Below are 11300 nucleotides of genomic sequence, written 5' to 3' on the forward strand. Positions count from 1 at the left end.
CGAGGGCAAGAAGGTCGGCGTGATCGCAGGCTCCGCGCATGAGGCCTATCTGAAGGCGATGTTCACCGACGCCGAACTGCACGGCTATCCCAATGACGACGCGCTGCGCGCCGCGCTCCGCCGCGGCGAGGTCGATTTCATCTTCGGCGACGCCATCTCGCTTGCGTTCTGGATCAACGGCACGGACTCGGCCGACTGCTGCGCCTTCTCCGGCGGCCCCTTCGTCGAGAGCCGCTATTTCGGCGAGGGCATCGGCATTGCCGTGCGCAAGGGCAACGACCTGCTGCGGCAGGCGCTGAACTGGGCGCTGTTCCGCGTCTGGGAAAAAGGCCGCTACACCGATCTGTGGCTGCGCTACTTCTCGGTGAGCCCGTTCTAGCGCTGGTGGCAGCCACGCCGTCATTGCGAGGAGCGTGAGCTCCGAAGCAATCCAGAGTGTTTCCGCGGAAAGATTCTGGATTGCTTTGCGGAGCCTGTCATCGGGCCGCGCTTCGCGCGGACCCGATCGCTATGACGGTGTGTGGGTCCCGGTGATCCGCAACTTTTGCATTTTGACCGGAAATCGCTAATTTCCGCGGCCCGGAGGCCTCCAGATGTCTGTGATCGATCTCGCCGCGAATCCGAGCGACCTGCGTGCGCTCGCCGAACAATCCAACGCCTGGCCGTTCGAGCAGGCGAAGGCGATCGTCACGCGACTGAAGAAGCATCCGAAGGACGAGGTGCTGTTCGAGACCGGCTACGGCCCGTCGGGACTGCCGCATATCGGCACCTTCGGCGAGGTCGCGCGCACCACCATGGTGCGCCACGCCTTCCGCGTGCTGACCGAGGACAAGATCAAGACGCGCCTGCTCGCCTTCTCCGACGACATGGACGGCCTGCGCAAGGTGCCGGACAACGTGGCGAACAAGGGACCGCTTGAAGCCAATCTCGGCAAGCCGCTGACGCGCGTGCCCGATCCGTTCGGCACCCATGACAGCTTCGGCGCGCACAACAATGCGCGACTGCGCGCCTTCCTCGACCATTTCGGCTTCGACTACGAATTCGCGAGCTCGACCGAGTACTACACCTCGGGCCGCTTCGATGCGACGCTCCTCAAGATGCTCGCCGCCTACGACAAGGTGATGGCGATCATCCTGCCGACGTTGGGCCCGGACCGCCGTGCGACCTATTCGCCGTTCCTGCCGATCAGCAGGACCACGGGCGTCGTGCTGCAGGTGCCGATGATCCGCCGCGACGTCGCCGCCGGCACGGTGACCTATGTGGACCCCGACACGAATGAGGAGGTCGAGACACCCGTCACCGGCGGCAACGTCAAGTGCCAGTGGAAGGCCGACTGGGCGCTGCGCTGGGCCGCGCTCGGCGTCGACTACGAGATGGCCGGCAAGGACCTGATCGATTCCGTGAAGCTGTCGGGCCAGATCGTCCGTGCGCTCGGCGGCACGCCGCCCGAAGGCTTCAACTACGAGCTCTTCCTCGACGAGCAGGGCCAGAAGATATCGAAGTCGAAGGGCAACGGTCTCACCATCGACGAATGGCTGCGCTACGCCTCGCCGGAGTCGCTGTCGCTGTTCATGTACCGCGAGCCGAAGGCGGCGAAGCGGCTCTATTTCGACGTCATCCCGCGCAACGTCGACGACTACCAGCAGTTCTTGGACGGTTTCCCGCGGCAGGATGCCAGGCAGCAGCTCGGCAATCCCGTTTGGCACATCCACAGCGGCCGTCCGCCCAAGGCGGATATGCCCGTCACGTTCCAACTCCTGCTGACGCTGGTGTCGTCGTCGAATGCGGAGAACGCCGAGACGCTGTGGGGCTTCATCGGCCGCTACCGGCCCGGCGTGACTGCGAAGACGCATCCGAAGCTGGATGCGATGGTCGGCTACGCCATCAACTATTATCGCGACTTCGTGGCGCCCACGAAACAGTTCCGCGAGCCGAACGAGACCGAGCGCGCGGCGCTGCAGGATCTTCGCGACGCGCTGTCGCAACTGCCGCAGGACTCCTCCGCCGAAGACATCCAGAACGTGGTCTACGAGATCGGCCGCCGCGATCCGTTCCTCGACCAGGTCAAGAAGGGCAAGGACGGCCGCCCCGGCGTCACGCTCGACTGGTTCAACATGCTCTACCAGGTGCTGCTCGGCCAGGAGAAGGGTCCGCGCTTCGGCTCCTTCGTCGCGGTCTACGGTATCGGCAATGCCGTCAACATGATCGACGGCGCGCTGGCGCGGAGCGCGTAGGGGCCACGGCGCTGAGTAGGTTAGTTAAGTTAGTTGAATGCCATGCCGCCGCTCAACGCGATGGTCTGGCCGGTCATGTAGGGATTGTCGACCAGCAGCATCACGGCTTTGGCGACTTCCTCCGCGGTGCCGAAGCGGCCGAGCGGAATGCGGCTGACGAGCTGCGGCGCGCCCTTCATCATGTCGGTCTCGATCAGCGACGGCGCCACGGCGTTGACGGTGATGCCCTCCTTCACCAGCCGCGCGGCATAGCCGCGCGTCAATCCCTCCATGCCGGCCTTGGACGCGTTGTAGTGCGGACCGATCGAGCCTGCGCCGCGCGCCGCGCCCGAGGAGATGTTGACGATGCGACCCCATTTCTTGGCGCGCATCATGGGCAGCACCGCCTGGGTGCACAGGAAGGCGGACTTGAGGTTGACCAAAATCGTCCGATCGAAATCATCTTCGGTGAGATCATCGACCCCGCGCGTGATCGCGATCCCGGCATTGTTGACGAGGATGTCGATCGGCCCGAGTTCGGCCGCGACACGTTCGACTATCTTGCCGACCGCATCGCGCTGCGACACGTCGGCGGCGATCGCGACGGCCCGGACGCCATGCTTGCGGAGTTCGTCGGCAAGCGCATCGGCCTGATCGATCCGCTCGCGGCAATTGACGGCGACGGAAGCGCCGGCTTTCGCCAGCAGCTTGCAGATTGCAGCTCCGATGCCGCGCGAGCCGCCGGTGACGAGCGCCGTACGCCCCTTCAAGCTGTCTGCCATGGTTTGCTCTCCCGCGCGTCTGCTCCCCGGTGAACCATGCTAACACGGCGACGGGCGCGCGTCAGATCTGGCGCTCAGCGGCGGTGACGCGCCCGGGTGCGAGCCGCCTTCTTCGCGGCCGTCGAGCGCGCCTTGGCGCCCTTGGTTCGGCTCGCCTTGCGTGCCGCGGCTGATCGCGCGGCCGCGCTGCGGCGGCTCGCGGCACGCTTGCCTTGTCGCGACAGCGCGCTGTGCGAGGCGCTCGCGCGCGGCTCCTTCTTCAGGACGGCCTTCACAGCGCGCGAGACGCGCGGGCGGCGCTTCGGGTGCCGTTTGCCCTGGCCGGCCTCGTAGGCATATTTGGCGCTACGCCGCGTGGCCTTCTTGGTCCGACCCTTCCGCGGCGGCGGCAGGTCGATGCCGGAGCGGCGCGCCTCGGAGAGGCCGATCGCGATGGCCTGACGCGTCGAGCGCGCGCCATGCTCGCCGCGGCGGATCTTGTCGATCTCGTCCTTGACGAACTCACTGGCCTGCGTGCTCGGCGATTTGCCCGCACGCTTGTCGCGCTTGGCTTTGCGGATGGTCTCCTGTTTCGGCATGAGTCAAGTTCCCTCTGGTGTTGACCGGGATACCTGACCGCAACGCCCGAGGCGGAAGATCGATCCGTTTCAACCTTTCAGCGCTGCCAGCAGCTCGTCCGGACGTTCGGCCATCATCGTATGGCCGGCGCCGGGAATGACGACGGTGCGGGCATGCGGGATCGCGGCGGCGAGCGTCTTGCCGGCCCTGGGCGGTGTCATCATGTCCCGCTCGCCGAGGATCAGCGTGGTCGGCACCTTGATGGTCGCAGCCGCAGCAAGCGCGTCCGCATAGGAATTGCATGCGGCCAGGTCCCTGTAGAGGACGCCCGGCTTGCAATTCCTCAGCACGGCCTGCGCGCCGCCGTGCATCCAGAGCCCCGGCGCGAGGCTGCCGCCGAGCTCGGCGTCATGGCCGAGGCCCCAGATCGAGACCATGTCGATCGCGGCCTGGTCGTTGGCCTCGGCCGCCTTGAGCAGGTCGGGGCCGACCGTCATGGTCGCGGCCGTGCCGATCAGGCTGAGCGCCGAAACCTTGTCCGGATGCCGCGCCGCCGTGTCCAGCGCGATCAGCGATCCCATGGAATGGCCGATCAGATGCGCTTTCGCAGCGCCCGCGGCTTTGAGCAGCGCCGCCATCCAGTCCGCCATCTCCGCGATGCTGCCGAGCGAAGGGCCTGCCGAGCGGCCGTGGCCGGGCAGGTCTGGCGCCAGCACGGAAAAGCCGTGATGGGCGAACCAGCGCGTATGCAGGGCCCAGGTCGAATGGTCGAAGCCGGCGCCGTGGATGAACACGACTGCCGGCAGCTTTGCATCGAATTCGCGGCCGCCGGTCGCGACAAACACCTCGGCGCCGTTGACGGAGAGCTTCATGTTTCAAACCTTCTGCGAGATGCGGAGCGCCTGGGCGAGATCGTCGATGATGTCGCCGGCCGCCTCGATGCCGACCGACAGCCGCACCAGCTCTTCCCCGATGCCGGCGGCCTTGAGCTGCGCGGCATCCATCTGCTGATGGGTGGTGCTGGCGGGATGGATCACCAGCGTCTTGGCGTCGCCGACATTGGCGAGATGACTGATCATGCGCAGCGACTCGATGAACTTGCGTCCCGCCGCGCGGCCGCCCTTGATGCCGAACGAGACGATCGAGCCGGCGCCGCGCGGCAGGAGCGTTCTTGCAAGCTGATGGTCGGGATGATTTTCCAGCGAGGGGTGCAGCACCCAGTCGACGGCCTTGTTGGCCTTCAACGCCTCGAGCACGAGGTGCGTGTTCTGCATGTGGCGGTCCATGCGCACCCCCAGCGTTTCCACGCCCTGCAGCAGCTGAAACGCGTTGGTCGGCGACAGGCAGGCGCCGAAATCGCGCAGGCCTTCGGTGCGCGCGCGCATGATGAAAGCGGCGGTACCGAACTGCTCGTCGAAGACGATGCCATGGTAGCCGGCATAGGGTTCGGTCAGGACCGGGAATTTGCCCGAGTCGCGCCAGTCGAAGCGGCCGCCGTCGATAATCGCGCCGCCGATCGCGATGCCGTGGCCGCCGATCCACTTGGTCGCCGAATGCATGACGATGTCGGCCCCGAGCTCGATCGGCCGGCTGAGATAGGGCGTGGCGAAGGTGTTGTCGATCAAGAGCGGAATCTTCGCCTCATGCGCGATATCAGCGACTTTCGGAATGTCGAGCACCTCGAGGCCGGGATTGCCGATGGTCTCGCCGATCACGAGTTTCGTGTTCGGCCGGATCGCGGCGCGGAAGGCGTCCAGGTCGCGCGGCTTCACGAACGTCGTGGTGATGCCGAAGCGCGGCAGCGTGTGCGCGAGCAGGTTGATGGTGCCGCCATAGAGCGAGGCGGAGGCGACGATGTGGTCGCCGGCATTGAGCAGCGTCGCGATGGCGAGATGCATCGCCGCCATGCCGCTCGCGGTGCAGATCGCGCCGACGCCGCCCTCCAGCGCGGCGAGCCGCTCTTCCAGCACGGCGATGGTCGGATTGGAGATGCGCGTATAGATGTGGCCGGCGCGCTCCAGGTTGAACAGCGCCGCCGCATGGTCGGCATCCCTAAACACGTAGGACGTGGTCTGATAGATCGGCACCGCGCGGGCGCCGGTCGTGGGATCCGGATGCTGGCCCGCATGCAGGCTCAGGGTCTCGAAGGCGGGCGGTTTCGGCGCGGGCATGCGTGGCCTCATCGGTCAGTCGGCGGAGGCGGCCGTTGTGCCACAAAACGGCGTGGCGCGTCAGCCGTCGAAAGATCCGGAGATGTCGGCGCCGAAAATGAAAAAGCCCGGATGTTCCGGGCCTTGCTGGTGCTGCCGGACAGGATTGAACTGTCGACCTCTCCCTTACCAAGGGAGTGCTCTACCACTGAGCTACGGCAGCAAATGCTGGCGAAGAATCGGGCCGCCATGTGGGCCCGCCAAGCGGGGCGATGCATGCCACAAGCCCCCCTTCCGCGCAAGCTTGCCGGGCCGGCTGAGGCGACAAAATCGGGTCGATCGCGGGTGGCTCAGGGTCATTTCGACCGAAAAGCCGCCGATTTCGCCGGATTTGGCGCCGTTCTCCGCCGGTTGGTCAGTTGGCTGCCACCCCCGAATTCGACCCATTCTCTTGACTTGTTCATCTCTGACCGCGTGTGGCCCCTTGAGCTGTCGCGGTTCGCTGGCATCCTGCGGCCGATCACCTTTGACGAGCCATGATGATGACGGACGAGACCGACAAGACGACAGGACGGACCGGCAACTCCCGACAGGACCGGTTGAAGTCGGCGCTGCGCGAAAATTTGAAGCGGCGGAAGCTGCAGGCGCGCGAGCGCGACAAGGCCGACACCTCGCACAAGGACGAAGCCACCCCACGCCGTGAGATCGCCGGCAAGAGCGGCGAATGAACGGGATGCGAGGGACGCGAATGTGATTTGATGTCTCGCGCTCCGTTCCCTCATCCTTCGGGATGCGTGCTCTGCACGCTCCCCACCGTGAGGGGAACAGGCACAGGTCTTTACGGGAGGACTGAAATGGCCGAACTCGTCGTGCTCTACAAGACGCCCAAGGATGCCGCGGTCTTCGACAAGTACTATTTCGAGACGCACGTGCCGATCGCAAAGAAGCTCCCTGGCCTGAAGAAATACGCCGTCAGCAAGGGTCCGGTCGTGACGCCCGGCGGCCCGTCGCAATTCCATCTCATCGCCGTTCTCACCTTCGACAGCCTCGCGGACATCCAGAAGGCTTTCGGCACTCCCGAGGGCAAGGCGGCCGCCGCCGACGTGCCGAAATTCGCCAGCGGCGGCGTCGAGATGCAGATGTTCGACACAAGCGAGGTGTGATCCGCGCGCATCGGCGCCGCTTCAAGCCAATGGTGTTTGCCTGATCGTCTCTTCCGCCGGGAGGGGCGAATTTTGCCAGGCCGAGGCGCTTCGCCGTATAACCGTGCGCAATCCGCGCAAGAGGGACCGGCGATGACTTCCCAGCTCAAACTGATCGCGCTCGACGCCGACGACCTCGCCGTCATCTCGACCCATGTGCAGGACGCGCGGGTGCAGACCTCCGACATCATCTGGCGGCAGGGCGACAAGCGGCTGGTGATCGGGCTGAGCCGGCTGGACTGGGAGCAGACGCTGCACGGCGAGACCGAGCCGCGCCGGCTCCTGGCCGCGCTCCGTTTCGACCGGGTGCTCGCCTGCAAGTCGCGCAACATCGACCTCGCGGCGCCCGACAAGGTGCTGGACCTCGTCGGCATCGAGTTTCATCCCCACGACGACCCCGGCGGCAGCACGCTGTTGCTGTTCGCCCATGGCGGCGCCATCCGGCTCGACGTCGAATGCCTGGAATGCGAGCTCACCGACCTCGGCCCGGACGACCTCGGGACCGGGGAGGTCGGGGAGGAGGATGGACTGGGAACGGCCGGGTGAAGAACGGCGCGGCGGCGTCATCACGCCTGGGTCGTTCCGGCCCGCGTTCGCTGCGCTCGCTTCGCAGGAGGGAGCCTTCCGAGGGTTGACGCCGCCAGCCCGCCGCGCCATTGAGCAAGGGGGCGAGCCGAGCCCCGAACGAGCCGAAACGATCAGCCAAAATGCCCATCCGCCTGGACCGCAGCAGCGCCGATTTCGACCAGCGATTTGCGAGCTTTCTGGCCGCCAAGCGCGAGGTCTCGGCCGACGTCGAGGCGGCGGCGCGCACCATCGTCCAGGACGTCGCGGCCCGCGGCGATGCCGCCCTGATCGAGGCGACGCGCAAATTCGACCGGCTCGAGCTCGATGCCGGCTCGCTGCGCATCTCGGCCGCAGAGGTCGAGGCGGCGGTGAAGGCCTGCGACGGCAAGACGCTCGACGCCCTCGAGCTCGCGCGCGACCGCATCGAGACGTTTCACGTCAGGCAATTGCCGAAGGACGAGCGTTTCACCGATCCGCTCGGCGTCGAGCTCGGCTGGCGCTACACGGCAATCGAATCCGCCGGCCTCTACGTGCCCGGCGGCACCGCGGCCTATCCGTCCTCGGTCCTGATGAACGCGGTGCCGGCGAAGGTCGCCGGCGTCGGCCGCCTCGTGATGGTGGTGCCGGCGCCCGACGGCAGGCTCAACCCGCTGGTGCTGGCGGCGGCGAAACTCGGCGGCGTCACCGAGATCTATCGCGTCGGCGGCGCGCAGGCGGTGGCCGCGCTCGCCTACGGCACGGCGACGATCGCGCCGGTCGCCAAGATCGTCGGCCCCGGCAACGCCTATGTCGCCGCCGCCAAGCGGCTGGTGTTCGGCAAGGTCGGCATCGACATGATCGCCGGCCCCTCCGAGGTGCTCGTCATCGCCGACGACACCGGCAACGCGGACTGGATCGCCGCCGACCTGCTGGCGCAGGCCGAGCATGACGCGAGCGCGCAGTCGATCCTGATCACCGACAGTCCGCGGCTCGCCTCCGACGTCGAGGCGGCGGTGGCCTCGCAACTGAAGACGCTGCCGCGCGCGGCGATCGCAAGCGCCTCGTGGAACGACTTTGGCGCCGTCATCACGGTGAAGACCCTCGCCGAGGCCGTTCCGCTCGCGGACGCCATCGCCGCCGAGCATCTGGAGATCATGACCGCGGATCCGGACGCGCTCGCAGGCCAAATCCGCAATGCCGGCGCGGTGTTCCTCGGCGCGCATACGCCGGAGGCGATCGGCGACTATGTCGGCGGCTCCAACCACGTGCTGCCGACCGCGCGCTCGGCGCGCTTCTCTTCGGGCCTCTCGGTGCACGACTTCATGAAGCGCACCTCGATCCTGAAATGCGGCCCCGACCAGCTCCGCGCGCTGGGCCCGGCCGCGATGACCCTCGGCGAGGCGGAGGGGCTCGACGCCCATGCGCGCTCGGTTGGATTGCGCCTCAATCCGTCATGACCAGGCCGGGCGAACAGGACGACTCGCAGAACCGCATCGTCAGCGTCACGCTCGACGAGGAATCGATCGGCCGCTCCGGGCCCGACATCGAGCACGAGCGCGCGATCGCGATCTACGACCTGATCGAGCAGAACCTGTTCGCGCCGGAAGGCGCCGACGGAAAGGGCCCGTTCACGCTGCATATCGGCATCACCGGCAACCGGCTGATGTTCGACATCCGCCGCGCCGACGGCACGCCCGTGGTCGCGCATCTGTTGTCGCTGACGCCGTTCCGGCGGATCGTGAAGGACTACTTCATGATCTGCGACAGCTACTACCAGGCGATCCGCACCGCGACGCCGGACAAGATCGAGGCCATCGACATGGGCCGCCGCGGCATCCACGACGAGGGATCGCGCACCCTGCAGGAGCGGCTGAAGGGCAAGGTGCGGGTCGATTTCGAGACCGCGCGGCGCCTGTTCACGCTCATCACCGTCTTGCATTGGAAGGGTTAAGCCCGGATGGCTGCGCACGGCGCACGCAATCCGCAATCGGTGCTGTTCGCCTGCGGCCTGAACAGCGTGCGCTCGCCGATGGCCGAGAGCCTGCTGCGCCGGATGTTTCCGCAGGCGCTCTACGTCAGGTCGGCCGGCGTCAGGAAGGGCGAGCTCGATCCGTTCGCGGTCGCCGTCATGGCCGAGCTCGGCCAGGACATCTCCGGCCACAAGCCCACCACCTTCGAGGAGCTCGAGGACTGGGAGGGGTTGAATTTCGACCTCATCATCACGCTGTCGCCGGAAGCCCATCACAAGGCGCTGGAGCTGACGCGGACGCTGGCGGCCGACGTCGAGTACTGGCCGACCCAGGATCCGACCACCGCGGAGGGCAACCGCGAGCAGAAGATGGCCGCCTATCGCGAGGTCTGCGACCAGCTTTCGATGCGCATCCGGCGGCGCTTTGCCAAGACGGGTGCGGCGAGCGGGTAAGCAGCGTGCCCCGGACGCCGCGCCGCATCCGGGATGCGAGATCCGCGTAACAGCCGCGTCACGGACGAGAGGCACACGCTTACCAAGGCGCGAATCGTCCGATTCCGGCGCAGGTTTCCGGGTTGTGAAACGAGTCCCCTTCCGATAGGTTCCGCGCGCCAGTCCACCCCTGCCTCGCTCCCCAAAAAATCCCAGATGCTCGGCCGCCCCAAATTCGTTCTCGCCTCCGGTTCGCCCCGCCGCCTGGCGCTGCTCAACCAGGCCGGCATCGAGCCTGATGCGTTGCGGCCGGGCGACATCGACGAGACGCCGAAGCGCGGCGAGCTGCCGCGCGCCTGCGCCACGCGCCTGGCGCGCGCCAAGGCCGATGCGGCGCTGAAGTCGGTGCAGCTCGACGACGAGCTGCGCGGCGCCTTCATCCTCGCCGCCGACACCGTGGTGGCGGTCGGCCGCCGCATCCTGCCCAAGGCCAATCTCGTCGACGAGGCCGCGCAGTGCCTGCGCCAGCTCTCGGGCCGCAACCACCGCGTCTATACCGGGATCTGCCTCGTCACCCCGCGCGAGGCCTTTCGCCAGCGCCTGATCGAGACCCGCGTACGCTTCAAGCGCCTGTCGGAGGACGACATCCAAGCCTATATCGGCTCCGGCGAATGGCGCGGCAAGGCCGGCGGCTACGCGGTGCAGGGCATCGCCGGCTCCTTCGTGGTCAAGATGGTCGGCTCCTACACCAATGTGGTGGGCCTGCCGCTCTACGAGACCACGACGCTGCTCGGCGGCGAGGGTTTTCCGATCCGCTATGGCTGGCTCAACGCGGTCGCGGTGTGAGGCGCGGTCGGTTCGAGACCGGGGCGCGCGTCGAAGGGTGCGCGGGGACGTCTCCAAGAAATATGCGGTTCAACCCCATGCACAGTGGGGCGGGCCGGCCTGATCGCCGCCCCCGCGCGTGAATGCCGAACTTCGTGTACGCTGGCCCCATCATGGACGACCAAGTCAAAAAACCCGCCGGCCCGCAAAAGACCTGCCCGATCTGTGGCAAGCCGAGCGCGCAGGCCACCCGCCCGTTCTGCTCGTCACGCTGCCGCGACGTCGACCTGAACCGCTGGCTGTCCGGCCGCTACGTCATCCCCGGCCGCGACGACGAGCAGGGTGACGTCGAATAGTTTTGATATATCAATATCTTAAATCTGAAGCCCGTGTTCGCCCTGGGGGCTGCGCCGGGCACGCTTCGCCTTCGGCCTCGCACGGCTGCGCCACGCGAGGCCGAAGGCGAAGCGTGGGTGGACAGGCCCGCTTTCGCCCACTATAAACCGCCCGCTCGATGGCCCTTGGGCCCTTCGTCAGAGCACGCCCAGGTAGCTCAGTTGGTAGAGCATGCGACTGAAAATCGCAGTGTCGGTGGTTCGATTCCGCCCCTGGGCACCATGACT

Annotated in this window: 14 protein-coding genes and 2 tRNA genes; 11 read left to right on the forward strand and 5 right to left on the reverse strand. The window is 66.9% G+C overall.

Translation table 11 applies throughout. From position 1 onward, the window contains the following. Positions 1-379, forward strand: a 379-nt coding sequence (locus tag KGM94_RS18870; RefSeq protein WP_300262727.1) for a transporter substrate-binding domain-containing protein, incomplete at its 5' end; no start/stop codon positions are given. Positions 380-593: 214 nt separating this feature from the next. Continuing rightward, positions 594-2234 (forward strand): lysine--tRNA ligase, encoded by a 1641-nt coding sequence (locus KGM94_RS18875; protein WP_300262730.1) that lies wholly within the window; start codon positions 594-596, stop codon positions 2232-2234. Positions 2235-2263: 29 nt separating this feature from the next. Here KGM94_RS18875 and KGM94_RS18880 read toward each other — a convergent pair whose 3' ends face one another. The 5 genes from KGM94_RS18880 to KGM94_RS18900 form a co-directional block, all read right to left on the reverse strand. Continuing rightward, complete coding sequence (locus KGM94_RS18880; protein ID WP_300262734.1) at positions 2264-2995, reverse strand: 3-oxoacyl-ACP reductase family protein; 732 nt, start codon at positions 2993-2995, stop codon at positions 2264-2266. A gap of 74 nt (positions 2996-3069) precedes the next feature. Continuing rightward, entirely contained in the window at positions 3070-3573 is a 504-nt protein-coding gene (locus tag KGM94_RS18885) for a DUF6496 domain-containing protein (protein WP_300262737.1), read from the reverse strand. Positions 3574-3642: 69 nt separating this feature from the next. Further along, positions 3643-4425: an alpha/beta hydrolase gene (locus KGM94_RS18890; RefSeq protein WP_300262740.1), complete on the reverse strand. Its 783-nt coding sequence runs from the start codon at positions 4423-4425 to the stop codon at positions 3643-3645. 3 nt (positions 4426-4428) lie between these two features. Then, positions 4429-5724, reverse strand: a complete 1296-nt coding sequence (locus KGM94_RS18895; protein WP_300262743.1) for an O-acetylhomoserine aminocarboxypropyltransferase — start codon at positions 5722-5724, stop codon at positions 4429-4431. 127 nt (positions 5725-5851) lie between these two features. Next, positions 5852-5926, reverse strand: a tRNA-Thr gene (locus KGM94_RS18900). Between the two features lie 319 nt (positions 5927-6245). Here KGM94_RS18900 and KGM94_RS18905 point away from each other — a divergent pair. The 9 genes from KGM94_RS18905 to KGM94_RS18945 all read left to right on the forward strand — a co-directional run bounded on the left by KGM94_RS18905 (position 6246) and on the right by KGM94_RS18945 (position 11295). Beyond that, positions 6246-6431 carry a hypothetical protein gene (locus KGM94_RS18905; protein WP_300262770.1) on the forward strand — a complete coding sequence of 62 codons (186 nt, stop codon included), beginning with the start codon at positions 6246-6248 and terminating at the stop codon, positions 6429-6431. A 126-nt stretch (positions 6432-6557) separates the two neighbouring features. Further along, complete coding sequence (locus KGM94_RS18910; RefSeq protein WP_300262746.1) at positions 6558-6866, forward strand: EthD family reductase; 309 nt, start codon at positions 6558-6560, stop codon at positions 6864-6866. Between the two features lie 132 nt (positions 6867-6998). Beyond that, positions 6999-7451: a DUF2948 family protein gene (locus KGM94_RS18915; RefSeq protein ID WP_300262750.1), complete on the forward strand. Its 453-nt coding sequence runs from the start codon at positions 6999-7001 to the stop codon at positions 7449-7451. A 161-nt stretch (positions 7452-7612) separates the two neighbouring features. After that, the gene (hisD, locus tag KGM94_RS18920) at positions 7613-8908 is read left to right on the forward strand and encodes a histidinol dehydrogenase (RefSeq protein ID WP_300262754.1); all 1296 of its coding nucleotides are present in this window, start codon (positions 7613-7615) and stop codon (positions 8906-8908) included. Then, complete coding sequence (locus KGM94_RS18925) at positions 8905-9402, forward strand: UPF0262 family protein (RefSeq protein WP_300262759.1); 498 nt, start codon at positions 8905-8907, stop codon at positions 9400-9402. The genes hisD and KGM94_RS18925 overlap by 4 nt, the downstream gene beginning before the upstream one ends. 6 nt (positions 9403-9408) lie before the next feature. Then, the gene (locus KGM94_RS18930) at positions 9409-9873 is read left to right on the forward strand and encodes an arsenate reductase ArsC (RefSeq protein WP_300262762.1); all 465 of its coding nucleotides are present in this window, start codon (positions 9409-9411) and stop codon (positions 9871-9873) included. A gap of 195 nt (positions 9874-10068) precedes the next feature. Further along, complete coding sequence (locus tag KGM94_RS18935) at positions 10069-10698, forward strand: Maf-like protein (RefSeq protein ID WP_300262765.1); 630 nt, start codon at positions 10069-10071, stop codon at positions 10696-10698. 152 nt (positions 10699-10850) lie between these two features. Continuing rightward, positions 10851-11033, forward strand: a complete 183-nt coding sequence (gene yacG, locus KGM94_RS18940) for a DNA gyrase inhibitor YacG (RefSeq protein WP_300262767.1) — start codon at positions 10851-10853, stop codon at positions 11031-11033. Positions 11034-11219: 186 nt separating this feature from the next. After that, positions 11220-11295 (forward strand) — tRNA-Phe (locus KGM94_RS18945). Positions 11296-11300: the final 5 nt, after the last annotated feature.

The sequence above is a fragment of the Bradyrhizobium sp. genome, assembly GCF_028868675.1.
Lineage (GTDB): Bacteria > Pseudomonadota > Alphaproteobacteria > Rhizobiales > Xanthobacteraceae > Bradyrhizobium.

Bases quoted from the DNA above. Each gene is read 5' to 3' on its own strand.
- KGM94_RS18875 (WP_300262730.1), top strand. From the start codon at position 594: ATGTCTGTGATCGATCTCGCCGCGAATCCGAGCGACCTGCGTGCGCTC.
- KGM94_RS18880 (WP_300262734.1), bottom strand. From the start codon at position 2,995: ATGGCAGACAGCTTGAAGGGGCGTACGGCGCTCGTCACCGGCGGCTCG.
- KGM94_RS18885 (WP_300262737.1), bottom strand. From the start codon at position 3,573: ATGCCGAAACAGGAGACCATCCGCAAAGCCAAGCGCGACAAGCGTGCG.
- KGM94_RS18890 (WP_300262740.1), bottom strand. From the start codon at position 4,425: ATGAAGCTCTCCGTCAACGGCGCCGAGGTGTTTGTCGCGACCGGCGGC.
- KGM94_RS18895 (WP_300262743.1), bottom strand. From the start codon at position 5,724: ATGCCCGCGCCGAAACCGCCCGCCTTCGAGACCCTGAGCCTGCATGCG.
- KGM94_RS18905 (WP_300262770.1), top strand. From the start codon at position 6,246: ATGACGGACGAGACCGACAAGACGACAGGACGGACCGGCAACTCCCGA.
- KGM94_RS18910 (WP_300262746.1), top strand. From the start codon at position 6,558: ATGGCCGAACTCGTCGTGCTCTACAAGACGCCCAAGGATGCCGCGGTC.
- KGM94_RS18915 (WP_300262750.1), top strand. From the start codon at position 6,999: ATGACTTCCCAGCTCAAACTGATCGCGCTCGACGCCGACGACCTCGCC.
- hisD (WP_300262754.1), top strand. From the start codon at position 7,613: ATGCCCATCCGCCTGGACCGCAGCAGCGCCGATTTCGACCAGCGATTT.
- KGM94_RS18925 (WP_300262759.1), top strand. From the start codon at position 8,905: ATGACCAGGCCGGGCGAACAGGACGACTCGCAGAACCGCATCGTCAGC.
- KGM94_RS18930 (WP_300262762.1), top strand. From the start codon at position 9,409: ATGGCTGCGCACGGCGCACGCAATCCGCAATCGGTGCTGTTCGCCTGC.
- KGM94_RS18935 (WP_300262765.1), top strand. From the start codon at position 10,069: ATGCTCGGCCGCCCCAAATTCGTTCTCGCCTCCGGTTCGCCCCGCCGC.
- yacG (WP_300262767.1), top strand. From the start codon at position 10,851: ATGGACGACCAAGTCAAAAAACCCGCCGGCCCGCAAAAGACCTGCCCG.